Origin of the sequence: Paenibacillus xylanivorans (genome assembly GCF_001280595.1) — a bacterium.
Classification (GTDB): domain Bacteria; phylum Bacillota; class Bacilli; order Paenibacillales; family Paenibacillaceae; genus Paenibacillus; species Paenibacillus xylanivorans.
This window is the reverse complement of the sequence record NZ_LITU01000053.1, coordinates 416,783-438,922: the sequence shown is the minus strand read 5'-3', so window position 1 is coordinate 438,922 and position 22,140 is coordinate 416,783. Positions and strand designations below refer to the sequence as shown.

General features: G+C 45.6%; 19 protein-coding genes and 1 pseudogene. 5 read left to right on the top strand and 15 right to left on the bottom strand.

What is annotated here, in order from left to right:
• Positions 1-18: 18 nt before the first annotated feature.
• Both AMS66_RS12000 and AMS66_RS11995 read left to right on the top strand, forming a co-directional pair.
• A complete protein-coding gene (locus AMS66_RS12000; RefSeq protein ID WP_053781001.1) occupies positions 19-1,749 on the top strand; it encodes a sensor histidine kinase in 1,731 nt (576 codons plus the stop codon).
• Positions 1,746-3,461, top strand: a complete 1,716-nt coding sequence (locus tag AMS66_RS11995; protein WP_053781000.1) for an extracellular solute-binding protein — start codon at positions 1,746-1,748, stop codon at positions 3,459-3,461. Before AMS66_RS12000 ends, AMS66_RS11995 begins: the two co-directional genes overlap by 4 nt.
• Here AMS66_RS11995 and AMS66_RS11990 read toward each other — a convergent pair.
• The 3 genes from AMS66_RS11990 to AMS66_RS11980 form a co-directional block, all read right to left on the bottom strand.
• Entirely contained in the window at positions 3,451-4,074 is a 624-nt protein-coding gene (locus tag AMS66_RS11990; protein WP_053780999.1) for an NUDIX hydrolase, read from the bottom strand. The two genes, AMS66_RS11995 and AMS66_RS11990, sit on opposite strands and share 11 nt — an antisense overlap.
• A 217-nt stretch (positions 4,075-4,291) precedes the next feature.
• Positions 4,292-5,047, bottom strand: a complete 756-nt coding sequence (locus tag AMS66_RS11985; RefSeq protein ID WP_053780998.1) for an SDR family NAD(P)-dependent oxidoreductase — start codon at positions 5,045-5,047, stop codon at positions 4,292-4,294.
• A gap of 311 nt (positions 5,048-5,358) precedes the next feature.
• Positions 5,359-5,931: a TetR/AcrR family transcriptional regulator gene (locus AMS66_RS11980; RefSeq protein WP_053780997.1), complete on the bottom strand. Its 573-nt coding sequence runs from the start codon at positions 5,929-5,931 to the stop codon at positions 5,359-5,361.
• Positions 5,932-6,171: 240 nt separating this feature from the next.
• On the opposite strand from AMS66_RS11980, the gene AMS66_RS11975 reads away from it, so the two are divergent.
• Complete coding sequence (locus tag AMS66_RS11975; protein ID WP_053780996.1) at positions 6,172-6,618, top strand: hypothetical protein; 447 nt, start codon at positions 6,172-6,174, stop codon at positions 6,616-6,618.
• Positions 6,619-6,664: 46 nt separating this feature from the next.
• A complete protein-coding gene (locus AMS66_RS11970; RefSeq protein ID WP_053780995.1) occupies positions 6,665-7,117 on the top strand; it encodes a hypothetical protein in 453 nt (150 codons plus the stop codon).
• A 251-nt stretch (positions 7,118-7,368) separates the two neighbouring features.
• On the opposite strand, the pseudogene AMS66_RS33685 reads toward AMS66_RS11970, so the two are convergent.
• The 9 genes and pseudogenes from AMS66_RS33685 to AMS66_RS11930 all read right to left on the bottom strand — a co-directional run.
• Positions 7,369-7,592, bottom strand: a pseudogene (locus AMS66_RS33685) (nitronate monooxygenase); the annotation flags it as partial.
• Between the two features lie 8 nt (positions 7,593-7,600).
• On the bottom strand, positions 7,601-7,966 hold the full coding sequence (locus AMS66_RS11965) for a hypothetical protein (RefSeq protein ID WP_053780994.1): 366 nt from the start codon (positions 7,964-7,966) through the stop codon (positions 7,601-7,603).
• A gap of 186 nt (positions 7,967-8,152) precedes the next feature.
• Positions 8,153-9,082 carry a ribose ABC transporter substrate-binding protein RbsB gene (gene rbsB / locus AMS66_RS11960; protein ID WP_053780993.1) on the bottom strand — a complete coding sequence of 310 codons (930 nt, stop codon included), beginning with the start codon at positions 9,080-9,082 and terminating at the stop codon, positions 8,153-8,155.
• 14 nt (positions 9,083-9,096) lie between these two features.
• Positions 9,097-10,068, bottom strand: coding sequence for an ABC transporter permease subunit (locus AMS66_RS11955; protein ID WP_053780992.1), 972 nt, complete (start codon positions 10,066-10,068; stop codon positions 9,097-9,099).
• Position 10,069: 1 nt separating this feature from the next.
• Positions 10,070-11,551, bottom strand: a complete 1,482-nt coding sequence (locus AMS66_RS11950) for a sugar ABC transporter ATP-binding protein (RefSeq protein ID WP_053780991.1) — start codon at positions 11,549-11,551, stop codon at positions 10,070-10,072.
• Positions 11,552-11,566: 15 nt separating this feature from the next.
• A complete protein-coding gene (gene rbsD / locus AMS66_RS11945; protein ID WP_053780990.1) occupies positions 11,567-11,968 on the bottom strand; it encodes a D-ribose pyranase in 402 nt (133 codons plus the stop codon).
• Positions 11,965-12,846 (bottom strand): ribokinase, encoded by an 882-nt coding sequence (gene rbsK / locus AMS66_RS11940; RefSeq protein WP_053780989.1) that lies wholly within the window; start codon positions 12,844-12,846, stop codon positions 11,965-11,967. Before rbsK ends, rbsD begins: the two co-directional genes overlap by 4 nt.
• Positions 12,839-13,828: a LacI family DNA-binding transcriptional regulator gene (locus AMS66_RS11935; RefSeq protein ID WP_053780988.1), complete on the bottom strand. Its 990-nt coding sequence runs from the start codon at positions 13,826-13,828 to the stop codon at positions 12,839-12,841. The genes rbsK and AMS66_RS11935 overlap by 8 nt, the downstream gene beginning before the upstream one ends.
• Positions 13,829-14,256: 428 nt before the next feature.
• A complete protein-coding gene (locus AMS66_RS11930; RefSeq protein ID WP_053780987.1) occupies positions 14,257-15,720 on the bottom strand; it encodes a DHA2 family efflux MFS transporter permease subunit in 1,464 nt (487 codons plus the stop codon).
• Between the two features lie 423 nt (positions 15,721-16,143).
• On the opposite strand from AMS66_RS11930, the gene AMS66_RS11925 reads away from it, so the two are divergent.
• Positions 16,144-16,569, top strand: a complete 426-nt coding sequence (locus AMS66_RS11925) for a MaoC family dehydratase (protein WP_053780986.1) — start codon at positions 16,144-16,146, stop codon at positions 16,567-16,569.
• 100 nt (positions 16,570-16,669) lie between these two features.
• Here the strand turns inward: AMS66_RS11925 and ppsA are convergent, their stop codons facing one another.
• The 3 genes from ppsA to AMS66_RS11910 form a co-directional block, all read right to left on the bottom strand.
• Positions 16,670-19,285: a phosphoenolpyruvate synthase gene (gene ppsA / locus AMS66_RS11920; protein WP_053780985.1), complete on the bottom strand. Its 2,616-nt coding sequence runs from the start codon at positions 19,283-19,285 to the stop codon at positions 16,670-16,672.
• A 358-nt stretch (positions 19,286-19,643) separates the two neighbouring features.
• Positions 19,644-21,383, bottom strand: coding sequence for a sensor histidine kinase (locus AMS66_RS11915; RefSeq protein WP_053780984.1), 1,740 nt, complete (start codon positions 21,381-21,383; stop codon positions 19,644-19,646).
• Complete coding sequence (locus AMS66_RS11910) at positions 21,380-22,132, bottom strand: response regulator transcription factor (RefSeq protein WP_236703349.1); 753 nt, start codon at positions 22,130-22,132, stop codon at positions 21,380-21,382. Before AMS66_RS11910 ends, AMS66_RS11915 begins: the two co-directional genes overlap by 4 nt.
• Between the last annotated feature and the right edge of the window lie 8 nt (positions 22,133-22,140).

The window sequence follows — 22,140 nt, the reverse complement described above, 5'->3', positions numbered from 1 at the left end:
CCGAACGGGGACACTCTAATGAAACTAACCATTTTCACAAAAATTGTACTTGTCATCTTTCTACTGCTCGTCTCTACCTTGCTTCTGTACTACCTGACCAATCGTTCCAGCGTACGGCTAATCAAGCAAGAAATTCAACGCGTAAAGCTGAATGAGCTCACTTTCCTAGCCGGAGACATCGACAATAATCTGTCCAAAGTATCGTCCTTTAGCGATTTTCTCGTACTCGACAAAGATGTTCGACTGCTTGCGACTCCTTCCTTTCTGGAAGGAGACTTTGAGCTGAATAAGTTGAAGCTGCGGGTGTCGGACAAGTTGAACCTTTTGCACGCCCTGAACAACTGGAACGCCGAATTTATGGTGATCTACGATGAGGACAGTTCAGCTTTCTCCTCGACGTCCTCTTCCTCGAAATTGAGCGAACTGTACCTGGAGACGCACTTCCGCCCGTTCTGGCAGTATGAGCAGACAGGCGACGGCGCGTATTTGACATATTATTTGGCGCATCCGTACACCTTCCGCTTTGATCCGGAGGAAGTGTCTTATGTCGTCAGGGCCAAGATCGATACCAAAAATATACTCGCCTACTTGGGCCGTGCCAAGGGAACGAACGACAACAGCGCAATCTTGTTGTCTGCGGCTGGGGATGTGCTGGCAAGCGACACAGAGAAGCTTCCTTTCATCCATGAATTGACAAGGCGGCTTGAGGTTGGCCAAGAGATGAGTGGTAACCGACTTATTAAATTGGACGGTGAGCAATACCTCGTTAATTTCTCTGCTCTGAGTAACTTTAAAGATTGGTACATCGTGGATTATACCCCGATCAGTGAGGTGCTCAATCCGATCTATGCCAATCAGCGGCTCTACTATTTCTCTAGCGTTTTCCTACTTCTGTTCAGCATTCTGCTCGCCCTGTTGTTGTACCGGGACGTGCAGATTCCGATACGTAAACTGCTCTGGGGCGTCAGGAAAATCACATCCGGCCAATATTCCATCACACTTCGCCAGGAGAGTAATGACGAATTCATGTATTTGTTTGACCGCTTCAACGAGATGTCCAAAGAAATCAAAGAATTAATTGAAAGGGTTTACATGGAACAGATCCGCTCCAAGGAGGCGAAACTGCGGCAGCTCCACTCCCAGATCCAGCCGCACTTCCTGTACAACTCGCTTGCCTTTATCAAAAGTATGACCGAGCTTGACGAGAAGCAGGCAGTCATTGACATGTCCATAAGTTTAAGCCGTTATTTCCGGCAAACGATCAAGTTCGAGAACACGTATACAACGGTGCGGGACGAGCTTGAGCTTGTCCGGTTATACCTGACGATCCAGAGTCTTCAGATGGACCGCTTTGTTTTCACCATTGACGTCGAGGAGCAGCTTCTTGATTTACAGGTACCGCGGCTGCTGCTGCAACCACTCGCGGAAAATGCCATTCTACATGGCATTGAGTCGCTGCGCATGGTCGGAGACATCCGGATTACAGGTCATTCCAACGGAGAATACTGTGAGCTGATTGTGGCGGATAACGGCTGTGGTGTCGAGCCCGGTCGAATCGACACGCTCCGTAATGCTATCTACTATGGCGCGGACGCCAATACTGCGTGGGCGCTTCACAATGTTTATGAGCGGATGAGAGCATTGCTTGGCTCGGAAGCCGATATGGAGCTGGCTAACGGAGATCTGGGCGGCCTCCAGGTGACATTGCGCTGGAAATACGTCCGTGAACAGGAGGGATCAGAGATATGAGAAGCTTGAAATGGTTGAAACAAACAGGACTGTTTGGCCTCGCGATCATCTTGTTCCTCGTCGTCATGATTTTTTCATTCATCTTTTGGGAAGATCCAACAGTACCCTCCCAACTTCAGGAGAAAAAGAACACGCCTGCAGGACCTGCCCCTTCGTTCATCGGTGGAAAATATGAGTCTCCTGTGATCTTGACGACTGTTGGGCATCTGTATCCGGACATCGATTTCAAAAACGGTGAAGATCTGCAAAACAACGTACTGAGCCGGCTGTTTGAGGACAAGCTTGGCATCAAGGTGAATTACCTCTGGACGACGACTGGTGATGAGGATGTCTACATCAATAAACTGAACACCCTGATTGCGACCGGTCAGTCACTTCCCGACATCGTCACATTCAAGGGTGGACAAAATATGTATCCGCTGCTGCGCTCCGGTGCTTTCCGCGACGTAGGACAGCTGTTCGAGCAGTATGCTTCACCCAAGTGGAAGGCAGCCATGGCACAGGCGCCCGAATCGTGGGACCGGTATGTAATCAACGGCAAAAAAATGGCAATACCGATCCTCGATGGCAAGATGAACTCGAATGAGGTATTGTACATCCGTCAGGATTGGCTCGACAAACTTGGTTTGGCGGCCCCCTCCACTATTGATGAGATGGAGACCGTCATGGATGCATTCGTTCATCTTGACCCGGACGGCAATGGTAAAGACGACACGTATGGGCTTAGCATCAGCCTCAAAAATTCGTTTTTCACCTGGATGTCGGATGCGGGCTTCGTGTTTGGTGCTTACGGGGAGATGCCAGACATTTGGAGCACAGACGATGATGGAATTCTGTCATACGGATCGGTCCAGCCAAGTATTCGGCAAGGTCTAACGACATTGAAGCGCTGGATGGAGCGAGGCTACGTGCCAAAGGATGCTGAGATTCTCGATGAGGTTCAAGCGACGGAATCATGGAAGCTCGGCAAGGCAGGCATGATTTTGGCCCCGCTGTGGGCCGCAGGATGGCCGCTAGGGGACGTGACCGCGAACGTGCCGGGCGCCCGGTTCGAGGCCTACCCAATCCCCGTCGGGCCGAGCGGCTTATCCGGTACCCGCGGCACGCCGCCGGAGTATGGCGCAATTGCCATCAACGCCGATATGGTGAATCCTGAAATTTTTTTCAACTATATGAACTTTGTTTATGACAACTTCGTTGATCCTCCTTCTGGCTCGCCCTATCGTTGGGGTATCGCTGAAGGCTACGACTACGGTAATGAAGACGGCAAGGTGACATTCCTGGAAAGCCAGGTCCCGGGCGGATTTGCGGACCCCCAAAAGTATCTCCTGAGCCTGTCGCTCCCCTCAGTCCCTAACTTGCTCAGTGAATCGATTGCTCGCATCAACAGCGGCGCATCCGACCAGACGTCATATGATATCAAAAATAAGCTGCTGCGCACACCGCAGGAGCTAAAGGGTTGGCAAATCGTTGAAAGCAATCCCTCCGTCTACAAGACAGACGCCTTCACCGGAGCGCCGACGCCGACGATGGAAAAAATCGGCGATGCTCTTGACGAGTTATTGCATGACGCGATGCTCAAGATCGTATACGGGCAGGAGCCACTGTCCAGCTTCGATCTCGTCGTCACTAGATGGCACGAGCTAGGCGGCGATAAGATAACTGAAGAGGTGAACGAATGGTACACATCGCTGGGAAAAATTAATCAATAATAGTTGTTTTCTGTGGGTTATCTAAAAATTGAAACATCGTTTGGATCTGAGCAGGTGTATTCCTTTCCAGGGAGAGTGTGGGGATTTCTTCTCTATTAAAGAAGCCTACCTCTAGGGTCTCCACGCCCCCTTTAGGTTCACCTGCTGCAATCTCACATTGAATAAACACTTTATACACATGATATTGTTCTGGTGGATGATTATGAAATTTCTTATCCAGTACAGCGAGTAATCGTTTTGGAGTGGTAATGTACCCCGATTCTTCCTCTATTTCTTTTACGACTACTTCTGAAGGAGAATAACCAATGTCAGCCCATCCACCTGGTAAAGCCCATGCATTGTCAGCCTTTTCTCTTACCAAGAGTATCTTATCATCCTGAAAAACAACACCACGTATATCTACTTTCGGCGTAGCATACCCCGTTTCGCTTCCAAAGTGTAATTTAATTTCATCTGCACTCACACTAGTATAATTTTCGAGTATTTCGATACTAAGCGCTCTTAATTCTTCATATCGCTCAAGATCATATACATCTTTGGAATAAGCCAACCCTGTTTGTGCAATGGCTTGAATTCTCTTAACCCATTTCAGCCATTCAATGCCTGAATTCATTGTTCTCTCCACCTACCTTATATAATTAGACAACAAATCATGAACCAGCGATACCAGAAAGGAAATTATAATCGTGACTACCACCTATTAGTTTAAAGTATTTTGCAAAACTTACTTATTTTTCAGTATCACTAAGATTATCATTGCTAGCCAAATCAATTTAAAAATTAAAAACATGGCGCACAAGGTTTAGTTGTACGCCATGTTTTGTGAAATATTAATGCAATTCTGAAATGATTGGATAGATGGGACTTCTCAGATTGAAATTGTAGTTCAGGTCTACAATCCCTACGACTTCGCTGTTATCATATAGATCTAACATGAAGCCTGCCATTTCTTTGGCGGTGTGGTATTTAGACATGTTTGCTTTGTAATCAAATTCTTCTGTATCTAATGATTTCTTCAAGAATTCCGTTTCCGTTATAGCTGGAGCCAGGACTTTTGCTTTTAGTTTTGCACCTTTTATTTCAAGTTCTTTGGCAAGCCCTTCTGTAAAGGCACTAACGTAATATTTCGATGCCGAATAAGCAACACTTCCCACAGCAATGGCATATCCGAGTGCGGATGCAACGTTAATTAACTGAGTTCCCTCTACGTCTGCATAATCCCGCACATATAGTGTGGAAAGGATCGTCAAGGATTCGATGTTCACACGCAGCATAGTTTCAACTTTTTCCAGATTCTGTTCAGCTACAAAAGATCCTTCACCCAGCCCCGCATTGTTAATCCAAGTCTCAATTTGGTATTCCTTAAGCGTGTTATACAGTGTGTATGCTTGACTTGTATCCGATAGATCACTTGTATGAACAATAACATTTACAGTAGCATCAATATTCTGAATTGCTGATTTAAGTTCTTCTAATTTGTCCAATCTTCTAGCGACCAAGATTAAGTTTTTGCCTCGTGCAGCAAACGCCAATGCTGTCTCATATCCAATCCCTGAACTTGCACCCGTAATAACTGTATATTTCATCCTATTTTCTCCTTCTTAACATGAATTTTAGTGTAGATAAGCTTTCAAAATTAATTTAGAACGATCGTTCTTAATAATGTAAAAAAAACAGTTAGATCTAACTTGCTATTTAGAATAGCATTTCTAGAACGAACAGTAAATAATTATTTTCTACCTTATAGATAATGTTGTTGAAACGGGGGCTTTGAGTTTTTCCAGACATGCGATACAAGTTCTCCATAACGTTAAGAGGACAAGAACCTGTATCACTAAAACAAACCAGCCTTCATGGAGACAACTCCCTCTTTGCCTGCCATATTATAACTCCACTTTCAATCTAAAACGGATAGTGTCATTTCCATAATATTTTTTAATTTTTGCTGATCCGTTGTGGTCTTAACCAACGTTCGTATCCCCACCCAAGCATTCATTAAATAATGTGAAATAACTTCAGGGTCAACGTCAGCCTTGATTTCACCCTTTTGCTGGCCTTCCAGAACAAGGTTTCTCAACAATTCCTCCGTTCGCAAATAACTCTCATTAACCAAGGATGCAACTTCAGGATCCAATACGCCCAGTTCCACGCCTGAGTTTACAAGAAAACAGCCTATAGGTTGTCCTTCATTTCTTATTGTTGACTCAAACAAAGCCCGAATAATCTCTTTGATTGGTTTTTGTGTATCGATCAAAAAGCTCATTTTGTTGGTCTGCTTCGTTTCATATCGTTCAAGAGCTTTCATAAACAGAGCATGCTTATCCCCAAAGGTATCATAGATACTTCTTCGATGAATGCCCATATATTCAACCAAATCCTGCATCGAAGTTTTCTCATATCCTTGGGCCCAGAACAATTGTATTGCTTTATCTAATACTTCATTAACTTCAAATTCTTTGGATCTTGCCATCATCATCACCTCGAATAATTATTATACATTTAAGTGCACGATTGGGAAACTCGCCTTGTTGCAGAGCTATAAGGTTAATTTTGAAGGAACAATAGTATCATGTCCCTCGATTCGTATTTTTCCAATAGCCATAATAGTTGGGTTGTTTTCAAAATCATAGAAAATCATTACCATTTAGCTGACAACTCTTTGAAACTAGCTACATAAGATATAACAAAATTATAGATTGGAGGAATTGCTATGGTTCGTACGCATGACGCCCGTACTTCGCTCGGGTCTAACGGTGTTAGTCCGCTTAATGTCCCCCTCGCTCCAAATACGCCTACCTTGGTGGGTATTCTTGGTCTGAACATTGTCAATCCAGGATTAATTATTCGCACTCAGTTCAACGGAACCTATCGGATTTCGGTAGCAAATTTGTCCTCACAGCCATCTTCCGTTCGGTTTGAAATTTTCAGAGGATCGACCTATACAGGCACGCCGATTTATGTCGTTTCCCAACCCATATTTCCTTCTGTGGGAAGCATACTGGCAAGCTTCGATGGTTCTGATTACAATGTGCCTCCTCCTCCTACCGGGCAGCTTATCTATTCTTGTTTTGTGACATTTGTTCCGGCATCCCCATCAGAGCAAGCCAGCCGCGTTGGGCCAGAATGCTTCAATGCGGTTGCATACAGCGACGATTAACTCATTGCTAATAGGACTCTATGAAAATACGGAAGGAGGAAATCTCATGGTTAAAACGTTAGATGCACGGACTTCCCAAGGCTCCAATGGGCAGCATGTTTTAACTCCCAGCTTCACGAATGGTGTCCCGCTATTGTTTGCCCAGGTTGGATTGCAGATCAGCAACCCGGGTATGTGGGTCCGGACTTTTTTTTCGGGAATAATCGAAGTTACGGCAAATCAGTTACCTGTTAACGGGAATCTTGTCATAGAAGTATACCGAGGATTAGGCATTTCCCAACAGCTTGTTTATAAGGCCACTACAAATGTATTGGACAACCCCTTTTTCAGTCCTTGCGTATTGAGCTTTACCGGTTCGGATTTCAATGTGCCCCCCCCTGGAAATGGGCAGCTTGTCTACTCAGCGTACGCCACATTCTCCTATAATCCAATTTACAATGTGAGTAACGTACGCTTGGGGCCTGAAAGTTTCAATGCAACCGTTTATTCTGATGATTGAGTCAATATGTTTAAACCATATTATGAAAATAAATTAAACCATCTCAATTATTGAGATGGTTTTTTGGGATCTTTTTAAAAACTCACACACGTACCATTCACGTTCTTGAAGAAGTGCAAGTATGGTCAAACGTGTACCTCTTGATTAGCTTCAGCATTCTTGTAGCCTGCCCAAAGAGTCATATAATCAGAATTGTTTAAACGAGAGGAAGCATTTCTGGTCTGCGCATCAGAGTATTCTGGGTAGGCATAGGAAAGCGCAGCTACAAGACCGCTGCCATCCATAATTCCACCATCTGCAATAACAGGAATTCTAACCCGATCTAAAGTTTGAGGAACAAGACCATCGTCACAATATTAGCTCCCATCGGGCGTGAGAATACATCAAAAGTACCCCGATGCCCTCCTGCTTCCGTTCCTTGAGCAACAATTACATCACATCCTCGTTGTTCGGCTTGAAAGGTCTCATCAACTGTTGGGCAATTTATTTTTTCACAACGTCATCCATGGCCTGAACCGCCAGTTCAAATGCTTTAATTCTTCTTTCTATAAGCGTTTTTTGAGGGCTACCGGTTTTTGACTTACCATACATGTTATCTAGTAATGGTAATAAACCAGCCAAAACATTGCGAGCTTCAGTTAAATCTTCCTCGGTGTAGTGACCAGGTTTATGATTCCAAGCAGTTTCTAGCATGGCTAGGCCGATGTACAAAGCGTTGAGGCGTTTATCTAATAAGGTAGTGTTACTACCTTTCTGAGACATATTAGCCAGGGCGTTTTCCGATTTGCGGATTGTCGATTGAAAGGCTTGAAATGATTCCATTTTAACTTCAGTTGATACGTTTTCCATGTTTGCAGACCTCTCTTTATATCTGAGATTCTTATTCCGCTCACTCTTTCGCTCTGTTACATAATATGTGTGAAAGTCAGCAATGTAAAGTTGTCATTCTGTAACTGTGGTCCCGTCCGAAGCGAGTGAATAAAAAGCGGAAATCCCGCTCTGGCGCTTTGTCCAGAACGGGATTTACAAGGATATTTAGTTGTTTGCATTTTCCTTGGTCACCAGCTTCAATTCAGCCGGGATTGATTTCTCTACCTGCTTGCCGTCCAGCACATCCAGAGCGGCTTGTACCGCAAGCTGGCCAATGAGTACCGGCTGCTGAGCGACGGTGGCCGTCAGCTTGCCGTCCTGAATGGATTTGATCGCATCATCGTTGCCATCAAATCCAATCACGGGGATGTTTTTACCAGAGCTTTGGATCGCTTCGATCGCGCCCAGTGCCATTTCATCGTTATGGGCAAATACCGCCTGCACGTCAGGATTGCCCTGCAGCAGATTCTCCATTACATTCAACCCTTTGGAGCGATCGAAATCGGCAGACTGCTTGGCAATGACATCGAGTTTTTGGTCGGCAACCTCGTGGAAACCTTTCCCCCGCTCTCTTGTTGCAGAAGCTCCAGGTACACCCTCAAGCTCAATCACTTTCGCTCCCTCGCCAAGGTGTTCTACGAAATACTCCGCTGCCATTTGTCCACCCTTGACGTTATCGGATGCAACCAATGCTGCCACGTCGCCTTTGTCTGCTGAACGGTCCAGTGTAATCACGGGAATGCCCACGCTATTGGCAGACTGAACGGCCGTAGAGATTGCCGCGGAATCCGCTGGGTTAATCAGAAGGGCATCCACACCTTGTTGAATCAGGTCGTCCACATCATTGGTTTGTTTGGCCGAATCATTTTGAGCGTCAACCACGATAACTTGAATTCCTTGTTTTTTGGCTTCTGCAACAACCCCGTCTTTGAGGGAAACAAAGAAGGGATTATTCAACGTGGAAACCGACAGGCCGATTTTTTTCTGTCCATTGCTTCCGGCAGAGTCAGGCTTGGCCCAGCCCGGAGGCTCCAGAGAACATCCTGCCAGAACGATCATCATTACGCTTACAAGCAATATGGTTAGTTTTTTCATGTTCGCTTCTCTCCTTAAGCCGTTTTCTTGCGGTCCAACAGGACAGCGATGGCAATAACGACGCCTTTTACAACCATTTGATAAAACGAGTTCACTCCGAGCAGGTTCAAACCATTGTTCAACACGCCGATTATCAAGACCCCGATCAATGTACCGACGATCCGTCCTCTACCACCTGATAGGCTTGTTCCGCCGAGAACTACAGCAGCAATGGCATCCAGCTCATATGAAGTACCTGCTGTTGGCTGCGCGGAATTCAGACGGGAGGTTAGAATTGCGCCTGCCAGCGCTGAAAGCATACCTACCAGGGAGTAAATCATGATTTTTACGCGGTGAACTTTAATACCTGAGATAATGGATGCTTTCTCATTGCCACCAAGCGCGTACGTTTTACGACCGAAGGACGTTTTGTGCAATATCATCCACAGAATTACAAAGGTAATCAGCATTGTGATCGCTGGCACCGGGATGCCAAGCAGATAACCACGACCGAACAGTTGGAACAGCAGGCTGTCGCCCAACCCGGTAATTGGGTTACCATTCGTATACACCAGCGTCAATCCCCGGAACACCGTCATCGTTGCCAATGTAGCAATAAACGGAGCCATCTTACCCTTCGTAATCATCAACCCGTTCACCATACCCATGACACCGCCGAGCGCAACCCCGATAATGATCGACAGAATCGGATCCAGACCGGACAGCATCATATTGGCTACAAAGGCGCTGGATAGAGCCAGTATAGAGCCCACCGACAAGTCGATGCCGCCAGTCAGAATGACAAATGTCATGCCAAAAGCAATCAGCGCGTTAATCGAAACCTGACGCAATAAATTCAGAATATTAAGCGGTTCCAAAAAGCTTGGATTCAATACCGATACGATGATAATCAGAATGATCAGCCCGAGCAGCGGACCTAATTTCTGTGTCAGATTCGTCAAGCGGAAGCCGCTTTTGGCGGATTGGTTTTCCTGCAAAGTTGTCATATCATTGTCCCCCTGTAGCCATTGTCATAATGTTTTCCTGTGTTGCCTCTTCTTTTGTCAGTTCACCGCTAATGCGTCCCTCATGCACAACCGCGATTCGATCACTCATGCCGAGCACTTCAGGCAGCTCGGAAGATACCATAATGATTGCAACTCCGCGGTCCGTCAGCTCGTTCATCAACTGATAAATCTCCCGTTTGGCTCCAACATCCACGCCACGTGTCGGCTCATCCAGGATAAGCACACTTGGGCCAATGCCAACCCATTTTGCGATAACCACCTTCTGTTGGTTACCCCCTGACAGGTTTCGTACCGCTGTTTCGGATGATTGTGTCTTGATTTGCAAACGTTTGATGAGCGTATCGACGAATTCCTGTTCTTTCTGAGTCAAGATGAATCCTTTACTTGAGAAACTGAACAGATTTGGTAAAGCCATGTTCTCACGAATGGAGAAATCTAATACCAAGCCTTCATCCTTCCGGTCTTCGGTAATAAATCCAATTCCATGTTTAACCGCATCGGCTGGTTTCCGAATGTGAACCTTTTTGCCTCGAATCATAACTTCTCCACCGTCCAGAGGTTCCAAACCGAAGATAGCCCGCATGATCTCTGTACGTCCAGAACCCATCAACCCGGAGAACCCGAGGATTTCGCCTGCTCTCACCGTAAAGCTAATATTCTGGAACAACCCTTTGCTGCTTGCGTCCCGTACCTCCAGAACTACTTCACCATACGAAGGATTTCGTGCAGGGTACCGCTCCGTAAGCTCACGTCCGACCATCTTCCGCACCACTTCGTCAAAACTCGTCTCCGGGATCGACTTCGTATCTACCGTTTTGCCGTCACGCATGATCGTAATTCGGTCACAAATCGTGAAAATTTCCTCCATCCGGTGTGAAATATATACGATGGACACACCGTTTTTCTTGAGCGAAGCGATCACGCCAAACAACTTCTGTATCTCCCGTTCCGTAAGCGCCGCTGTCGGCTCATCCATAATGATGACTTTGGCGTCAGTCATCAGTGCTTTGGCAATTTCAATCATTTGCTGCTGACCGACAGAGCATTCCCCAGCAGAACGATCCAGTGGAATTTGCACGGATAGCTTGGCAAACTGCTCTTCGGCAAGCGCTTTCATTTGTCTTGTGTTCAGCAACCCAAAAGACGAAGTTATTTCTTTACCTATGAAGAGATTATCAAGCACCGTCATTTCCGGCCAAACGTTCAACTCTTGGTGGATAAACGCAAGTCCCATCTTCTCTGCTTCCTTCGGATTAACAAAATAGGTTTCTTTGCCGTCAATGGTGATGGTTCCCTGATCCCGCCCATGAAGACCGATCAAAATGTTCATTAGCGTGGATTTGCCAGCCCCGTTCTCTCCCATCAGGGCATGAACCTCGCCTTCCTTCAGTTCGAAATCCACCCCGCTCAGCACTTGGTTGGTGCCAAACGCTTTATATATGTCTTGCATCTGAATATGCATAATGCCGTCCTCCTTTTAACCGAAAATGACGCCCGATTGTAAAATGCAATTGGCATACGGCGTTGCTTCGCCAGTACGAATGACCACTTTGGCATTCCGAGTCATTGCCTTGAATTGTTCATGACTAATGGAAACGTCAACGGCTTCATCGCCAAATTTCTCGGTAATAAACTGCAAAGCCTCTGGATTCCCTGCCTTGATCTCTGCTGCCAAAATCACTTTCTCGACAACCATATCGTCCGCAATAAGCTCCACAACCTCTTGAAAACTCGGTGTCCCCAGTTTCAGGGACAAATCGATTTTGAGTACTCCTTCCGGAACTGGAAGGCCAGCATCCGCAACGACAATCCTGTCTGTATGACCCAGATCAGACAGCACTTTCGAGATATGACTGTTCAATATTCCCTGCTTCTTCATTTCAAACTTTCCTCCACTTCACTCCGCATCGGCATGCCGCCTTGCGCCCCAAACTTAGTAACCGATAGCGAAGCAGCCCGGTTAGCGAATCGAATACTCTCTTGTAGCGGTTTACCTTCTGCCAGAGCCACTGCGAATGCGGCGTTAAACGTATCACCCGCTCCCGTTGTATCCACTGGCTCAACTTTGTAAGTAGGTACAACGATTTCCCGCTCTCCGTCAAAGTATCGAACTCCGTTGCTGCCCTCCGTAATAAACAACTTGTTTGGATATTTACGCAGCGCCTCTGCCGGAGTCATGCCCTGAAACAATATCTCGGCCTCATGCTCATTCGGCGTGATATAAGCGGCTTTGTCAATGACCTCATCTGGTACTTTTCTGGCTGGAGCTGGATTCAACAACAGGGGCGTTCCGCTTTGGGCGCAAATCTCGCTGACACGAACAACGGTTTCCTCCGGAATCTCCTGCTGAATTAGCACGATATCAGCACGTTGGATCACTTCTGCTGCCTCATCCACATAGGCTGGTGTAACTTCGCGATTTGCCGCTTCAACGACCACAATACTATTATCACCTTCTGCCAGCACGATATGAGCCGTGCCGCTTTCCATATGTGTAACCGGTTTCACATTCTGCGTATTTACAGCGTTTGCTTTGAAATTATTTAAAATGGCCGTACCGAAAGCATCATCGCCTACCCGACCGATCATCGTAACATCGGCCCCCAGCCTTGCCGCAGCGACTGCCTGATTTGCTCCTTTGCCACCCGGCACTGTTTTGAAGCTGTCGCCAAGGACGGTTTCACCCGCCCCCGGCCGTCTTGAGGAAGTGACAACCAGATCCATGGAGCTGCTACCAATTACGCATATTTTAGCCATCTGAATTCACCTTTCTTGTTGTGCCCCGTTCAATGAAACTGACCGGTAGCTGTATGTGTTTATTTTCGATTGGAGCTTGTTCCACAAGTTTGATAAGCAACCCGGCAGCTTCCCTTCCCATCTCGTAAGCCGGTTGGCGAATGGTCGACAATCCGGGAGATAGCAGGCTGCTCATCGGAATATCGTCGAAGCCGATAATCTGCATATCCTCCGGAACTTTTTTTCCAATTCGCAATGCCTCGTGCAGTACCGCCATAGCCGCGATGTCATTACTGGCAATGACTCCATCCGTATCACCGTACTTGCTAAAAAGCTCATCCGCCCATAAGCCAACATCGTTAAAGGAAAAGGATGTCGTTTGGATTACGCGGTAATCCAGACCGGCCTGACGTATGCTCTCGATTGCACCTTCAAAACGATCTTGCGCAGGTTTGATATGTGCCGGTCCCTGCATGACCGTGATTCGGCGGCTTCCGCGTTTGATGATCTCTCGCGCAGCCAGGCGCCCACCCTCTCTGCCATCCGCAAATACGGAGGGACTGTCCAGCGGCGTCCTGTCCAGAAACACCACGGGGATCTTCAAGTTTTCATATATTGAAGAATGAGGGTAATTCGTTGAAGAGATTACGCCCACCACATTATTCTGGATAAAAGTCTGGATGTAATCCTTTTCCTTCTGTTCGTCCTCATCACTATTTCCGAAAATCAGTCTGAATTCCTGTTCCTGCATCCGGTCCTCAACGCCGCGTGCAAGCTGCGGAAAGTAAGGGTTTGCAATATCCGGTAGCAGCAGGCCAATCAGTTTGGACTTGCGTTTGTATAAAGAGCGTGCCACTTCATTGGGAGAAAAGTTAAGCTGCTTGACCGCTTCCTCCACTTTCTTGCGAGTGTCCGCATGAACATAACCTCTTTCATTAATGACCCTTGATACAGTGGCTACCGAAACGCCAGCCAGATTAGCTACATCTTTAATGGTTGTCATGAACGTTCACTCCTATGTGTAACCGGTTACAGATATGAAAATATCATATTTTTTTTAATTTGACAATGCTTTTATTACTGGGAATTTATCCAAGTTGTCAGAAAGAGCCGTGAATTTAAGTTTCATCATCAAGATATATCTTCTTTCTAAATGAGTCTATGTATACAAAAGCAAATCAAACGGTCTACATTCGATGGCACTCAGAATCATGGACTAAAATCATCTGTTTTAAGGAGATACTCCGATATATTGGGGTGAATTCCTTCCTCTAGAGAAGTTGCCCACCTAGAATAAGTAAACGGATTGTAGGGGATTCTCCTTTTAAGGGCGAAAATTGAACCGAGTTATTCTTTTCGATGCTGGACCTTAACTTAAAAACAAAAAAGCCGCTAAATTAGCGACTTTCTAGTGGACAATGTTTTGTCCTGTTAATGCAGGCGATTGACCACTACTCTTTTGATGAAAAGGGAAAGTACAAATCCAACCATGGCAATGATCATGCCAAATACGAACGCGTCCTGTACACCGGCAGTCAGGGAAAGCGGGATAAGTGAAGGATCGTTTGGATTGGTGGCTTGACTCATATATTTCGCTTGTCCATTACTCATCACGCTGACCGCAACAGCCGTACCAATCGCGCCAAATACTTGCTGCATCGTATTAATGATTGCTGTCCCGTGCGGATAAAGCTGCGGTGGGAGCTGGTTGAGGCCATTCGTCTGGGCAGGCATCATGATCATTGAAACGCCGATCATCATAATAATATGAACCGTGATAATAAAGGCAACCGAGGAAGCAATCGTAACTCCAGAGAACAACCAGAGTGCCACAGCTATCAAGACAATCCCTGGAAGGACGATCCATTTGGGTCCATATTTGTCGAACAGCTTGCCCATAATGGGGGCCAAAAGTCCGTTCAACGCACTTGCTGGCAGCAGGATCAGACCTGCACTAAGTGTGGAGAAAGCAAGGCCTACTTGCAAGTACATTGGCAGTACAAGCATCGAAGACAATATGACCATCATGCAAAGTGCGACCATAAGAGCTCCGAGTGCAAACATCGGGTACTTGAAAGCGCGCAGATCAAGCAACGGATTGGATATTTTCAACTGGCGAATCGTGAAAATTATAAGAGCAACAAGACCGATTGCAAGAGATATGACTACAGTAGAACTGGTCCACCCCCCATCTCCTTCACCAGCGCTACTGAAACCATAAACGATACCTCCGAAGCCGAGGGTCGACAGTAGCATGGACAGTAAATCAATGCGCGGCTTGGTCGTTTCGGAAACGTTTTGCATCGTGAAAATCCCAATGATAAGAGCGATGGCAAGAAAAACGAATGAAAGCCAAAAAATATAATGCCAGTTCAGTGCTTCAATGAGCAGTCCGGCAATTGTCGGCCCGACCGCAGGAGCGAACATGATAACGAGCCCAACCAGACCCATGGCTGCACCACGCTTCTCGACCGGGAAAATAAGCAATATCGTATTGAACATAAGCGGTAGTAATAACGCAGTACCGACTGCTTGAATAATGCGCGATACCATCAACACGCCGAAGCTTGAAGCAACTGCTCCAATTAAAGCACCGAGACATGAAAATATAAGTGATGTCATGAACAGCTGTCTTGTTGTAAAACGTTGCATTAATAAGCCTGATAACGGAACGAGAACCCCCATTGTCAGCAAATAGCCTGTTGTCAACCATTGAATGGTCGCCGACCCAATGTTGAATATCTGCATCAAATCAGTAAGCGCTACGTTTAACGCCGTTTCACCGAACAGGCCAATGAACCCACTCATCAAAAAAGCTAGAACAATGGGAAATACTTTAATATCTTTCTTGGCTGCCTTAAATTCAGCGCCAGATGTAGCTGTTGAAGCTTGCATTATTTCCACTCCTTTAGTTCTGTTCTGTGGTGCATCCCCTGCCCACCCTTCTCCATAAAATAATCTCCAATACTCTAATAATGATTATCATTATCGATAAAAATAGTGTAGCAAGGACTATCAAAAATGAAAATACACAAATCCCGAATAACATATGTAGGATTATCTAATTTATATAAATAGGATATAAATTATCTTTGAAAATTCTATATTCACAATACTATTCAATATGAATTATAATCAAATTTTTACTCAGTCGGTTAATGCTGATCCTTCTAAATACTTGATTTGGCACTAAAAAATTGAATAGTTTTATGCAACCTCGATTGATTATAATAGTACATTAAGATACATATTTCAGGTGACACTGCTTGCCTAGAATTTGGCTTATCCGTTAGAGTGTATAGTTGGAGGTGTACATCTATGAAATTTAACGATTATGTTATAGGTGAGTACTACAGAACAGATTCTATCCAATTGTCAAAGAAGGATATTATTGATTTTGCGAAAACTTATGATCCGCAATATATGCATGTAGATGAAGCAAAAGCCAAAGAAGGCCGCTTCGGCAGCCTCATTGCTTCAGGTATGCAGACGATGAGTATGTCCTTCAAACTATGGGTCGAACTCGGGAAATACGGAGAAGACATTGTAGCAGGAACCGGTATGAATAACATAAAGTTTATAAAACCTGTGTTCCCAGACGATAAGATCAGTGTTCTAGCAGAAGTAATTGATTTAGCTCCAAAAAGGAATTATGGTGGAATCGTCACCGTATTACTCACTACTTTTAATCAAAATAATGAAAAGGTCTTTACGGCAGAATTAAGTGCTCTGATTAGTAATTAGATGGGTACGATAAGTAACCGTTGTTGCTTTGAAAATAAAAACGACCGCACATCAGGTCTGATGTACGGTCGTTTACTATACAATTTTAATCCATGCACCATTACAAAATTTCGATGTACCCTTCTGTTCCATGTACTCGAATTTGCTGCCCATCTTTTATTCGTTGGGTCGCATTCCCCACTCCGACAATGGCTGGCAACCCATATTCACGTGCAATCACTGCACCATGGGTCATCAATCCACCCACTTCAGTGACCAGACCTTTAATAGATACAAATAAGGGTGTCCAGCTGGGATCCGTATAGGGGGTGACTAGTATATCTCCATCTTCCAGATCAGCATCTTCAATATTGAAGATGACACGTGCTCGTCCCTCTACGACTCCGGCAGAAACAGGCAGGCCTACAATAGCATTGGCTGGCAGATTTTCACGTTGGTACTGCCCTGAAATGATTTCACCATCAGACGTGAGCACACGAGGTGGAGTTAGTTTTTCATAGAATCTGTAATCTTCTTTCCGTTTGGTGATGATCTTTTCATCCAATTTATTGGTGCGTACGACTTCACGAAGTTCTTCAAAAGTGAGATAGAATATATCCTCTTTTTCATTAATAACGCCCGCTTGTACGAGTCGTTCGGCTTCTTTCAATAAAGCCTGTTTGTATACGAAGTAGCGATTGATCATGCCGTATTTGGGATATTCCCGATAACCGATGAAGTTGCGAACCAGGTCGATCATTCGTTTCGTTTCCTGGACTTTTTGTTCACCGTCAGGCAATAGCTTCAATCGATCCAATAATTCCTGTTCTTTCTTCAACGCTTCCTGTCGCCCTTGCTCAAATTTCCGTTTGCTTGCATTAGGTTTAAAGTTCTTGATGTTACCCAGAATCATTGGCACAAGTGTAATGGGTTTTTCACTCCAACGGGTTCTGGTAAGATCAATCTCTCCGGCACATCGCATTCCGTATTTGTCCAGATAATCCTGGATGGCGTCTCGGGTTTCCTGTCCGCCCTCCACCTTAACCAGCTCATCCAAAAAGTTATCCTCTTTCACATGCTGTAAATAAGCGATGACTTCCGGATACGGACGAATCACGTCTGCAACATCGAGTAACGCCAGACCCATTTCCGAAGTGATATTGTTAGGTACAGATTGAGAGAGCGTATCTGCTGCATTTTTCTCACCCAACCACTCTTTTATATTTTCATTGATCCATGCTGAAGCCTTCATGGCAGTCATAAACACATTTGAACTTCGTGGGTCAGATAGAAATTTCTTCAATTCTTGGAGATCTTCAAGGATAAAATCAAACAAATCCAATCCAGATTTCCTTTGGATGCTACGTTTTAACTCTTCTATTGAGGCTTGATTGCTCTTAATCAAATCAGTGACGATAGTCGATTCATTTTCAATATGTGCTTGAAAACCTGCAGACGCGCTCCCTTTATTGTTAGTATGGGGACTTGGTGCTGACTCATTAGCAGGTAACAATTTTATGAAATTCTCTCGCTTGAGTATGGTTGTAAGTGCGTCCTTAATGAGCGGATCGGATTGCCCCAGGGTATTTACCATGGTTTCTCTCATGACAGGCGAAGCCAGCCTAGGCGTAACATCAACAAACAATCTTCCGCCAGCTATACGCATGGGTGCCGGAGTCGTTAATAGAAAGAAAGATAAGCCCAAGGGTTTCATGGGATCAGTCATCATTTGTTGATGCCCCACAGACAGGTACACATGATTTTCCTGGTCACTCGCTTCAGGAATCGGGTACAAAGTAGTGATTGGACGACTCTGAACAATGTAAAACGTATCATTCACCAAACACCATTCGATATCCTGTGGAAAACCAAAATGTGCTTCAATCTGTCTTCCCATGCTTGCCAGTTCTAAAATTTGTTGTTCAGTAAGTGTTTGCGTCTGCTGCAGAACGGGATCGATCTGATGTGTATACGTCCCACCATCTTTCCGTCCATAGATGGCTAACGTTTTGCTGGCTATCCTCTTATCGACAATTTCACCATCCCGTACTTTATAACAATCGGCCGATACCAAGCCGGACACCAGCGCCTCACCAAGTCCAAAACTGGCGTCGATGGATAGCACTTTCCGGTTGGACGTAACCGGATCAGCTGTAAATAAAATTCCTGAAGCCGTTGGGAAAACCATCTTTTGAATGATAACGGATAAATGCACCTGACCATGGTCAAATCCATTTTGCATACGATAGATTACCGCGCGATCCGTAAACAGGGAAGCCCAGCATTTGCTAATATGCTGCATGATTTCTTCTTTCCCTATGATATTTAAGTACGTGTCTTGTTGACCAGCAAAAGAGGCATGTGGTAAATCTTCAGCGGTCGCACTGGAACGCACTGCATACGCATGCCCTTCTCCAAACTTGGAGAGATAGTGAGCAACTTCTTGTTCAACATCGGCAGGAATGTCTACGCCCATAATAAGTTCCCTGATCTTTCTGCTGATTTCACCAATTTGCTCTCGTTCATCTACTTTCAACAAGGCTAATTGATCTAGCAACTCATGATACGTTTCGTTTTGTTCAATGGCTTTTTGATATCCAACGGTTGTAACACAAAATCCTTCGGGGACCAGTACTCCTTCAATCTTTGATAACTTCGCTAGATTTAACCCTTTTCCACCAACGAGCGCAAGCTGCAATTTTTCCATTTCCTGAAATCCGATAACCAAAGAACTCATTCCGTATCTCCCCTAACCAATAAATTGAGAAAAAAAACATTTGACAAAGAGTTTACCGCCATGATAAGATTTAAATATAAGATAAGATATTTATGTCTTCTACATCAAAAGAAATGTAATCTGATTATATCATTGTGTTTGTTTATATACAATATCGAAGAACCTGGGATAATTACCCAGGTTCTTTTTTGATTTCAAATAATATTAATCCTTTAGAAACATGGCTCTCCTCAACCAGATTACTGTCGTGCAGCATGTTATGTATCACAGATGTAGAAGCCAACAAAAAAGCAACCTGCCCTCAAATGAGGTTGGGCTGCTTTTTCTGTAATGGCATTTTCCCAGGACGGTTAAAATTTCAACAGGGTAACAAAATCTCAATTTTTGTACCTTGCCACACTTTGGATTGTACATGGATTTCTCCGCCGTGCGCTTCCACGATCGTTTTGGCGATGCTCATCCCGAGTCCAGAGCCAGCCGTTGATTCTTCTGTATTCGTTCCCCGATAATAGCGATTGAACAAATGCTGCAACGTTTCCTCGTCCATGCCTTTGCCATTATCCAATACACGTATGCATGCCTTATCGTTCATTCTGCCGATGGAGACGGTAACATTCACGCCTGACGGGTTATGCTTCACTGCGTTGGAAAGCAAGTTATCCATTAACCGCAGCAGCCAGGTTTCATCAGCCTGAACCCATAGAGGACGATCCTCTCCGACGTAATGAAACTGGTACTCAGACAGGGTAACGTCGTTAACGTACTTCAATACGGAGCAGCGCACCAACTCTACCAAATCGATCTTCCGAAGCTGCATCATTGAGTCGCCTTGCTTGAGTTGATGGATCATGGAAAAGTCAGAGATCAGCTCAAGCATATAATCCCCCTTTTCCCGGATCGTCGATCCCATGGTTCGCATCTCCTCTTGGCTCCATTGTTCCGGTAAGCTCTCCAGCATATATCCATAACCTTGTATGGTGGACAGAGGCGTGCGCAGATCATGCGAAATTCCTGACATCCACTCCCTTTGCTCTTTCTCCAGCCTCTCACGCTCCTTCTCGGTTTGGGCCAATTGATCAGCCATTCGATAGAAGGATTCAATGACCTCCTTATAGAGCCTGTAGCGGTTTCGCATCGTGCCATTGGGGCGGAAAATCTTGCGCTTGTCCTTGGCGGTGAGAACCTGATCGTACTGCCCACGACCCATCCGTTCAAACCAGCCTGCGAACAAAATAAGCGGCTGACCGTAACGATAGCCATGCCAGATCGATAAGGGTACTGCCAAGAGCAGAGCTAGGCCTGCAAACCATATGAGTCCGCGCGTTGCCGTATCCATCGCCGGATGTTTCAAAGGATCTCCCGTTGGATTGGGCGTATAAAGGATCCAGGTCATTCCGCTGAGCTCGTCACGATGGGCGACAATATTCGTATCATAGTTGCTCGGCGATTGCTGAATCGCCAAAATGTCCAGTGGACGGTACCCCTTCTGCAAGTATGTTCCATCGCCGATAGCTTGCTCGGTATGACCCGCGGAGTTGATTACCTGCAGATAGCTGCCCGTTTCACGCAGTTGCTGATCCAGAAAGGAAACCTTTTCGCCAGATACCATCCCCTGCTGCCCGTAAGCGTCAAACCAGGTCATGAGCTGGTCAAGGTCAGGATTTTGGTATCCAAGGATGTACAGAACCGGCACATTAAAAGCAAAATTCAGATGAGTTTGAACGGCATACGTCCCAAGTGTCCTTGTCTCCTGAATATCAAGAAGTTGGGCAACAGAATACGAAGCCGACAGTTCATCATGCGAGTTTGTATTTACTTTGTAGATGACCTCTCCTTCGGCATTTACAACCTGCATCCACATTCCTTTTTCCTCAATGAGCTTATTCCACTTGGGGGAAATCTGAATCGTCCCGTCCTTAGAAGAAGCTTCCTGAGCAATCAGTTGCAAGGCGCCAACCGGAAAGTTCCGGCGCAGCTCACTATTTGTCGTGTTTTGAAAAAATATAATGCAAGCAACGAGAGTAATGGCCAGAATAATCAGGGCATAAAAGATCAATTGATACGTGAAGTGGAAAGATATGCGCTGTTGTATCTTCATAGCTCCTGAAACTCCTTTGACAGCTTGTAGCCGAGCCCACGTACAGTCAGCAGCAGCTTTGGATTCCCTGGATCGATCTCGATCTTCTCTCGTATGCGCCGAATGTGTACCATTACCGTCGAGTCATCTCCCTGTCCGTTGATCCCCCACACCTGATCGTAGAGCTGTGTTTTGGAAAATACGACCCCCGGAAACTTGCAGAAGTGCAGCAGCAGATGGAAGACTTGTGCAGGGCAAGGAACGGGCTGTCCCTCCACGAGTAACTCCCCTTCCGCCTCGTTGATGATGAAGCGACCGAATCGGTATATCCCCGGTTCAGGACGTTTCACCTGATTTGCAGTTGGAGCTTCTGACTCCAAACGGCGTATACGTGCCTGTATTCTCGCAGCTACCTCCAAAGGATTGAAGGGCTTGGTAATATAATCATCCCCGCCCATGGCGAATCCCCTCAGCACATCTAGATCGGATGCCTTAGCTGTCAGAAACAAAATATGCGGATTTCCGTATTCACGGAGCTTGGAGCAGAGCTCCAGACCGCTCCCGTCTGGGAGCGTAATATCGAGCAGGACGATATCCGGGGCAACGCGCTGTACCAGATGGAGAGCTTCCGCACAGGTGGAAGCATCGTACAGCTGATGAAACCCTGCCCTGCGAAGCACCATTTGCAGCATGGTGACAATCGAGGGTTCGTCGTCGACAATTGCGATTTTAATATCATTTTGATTGGTCATCGTTTTCACCCATTTCATAGTAGCAT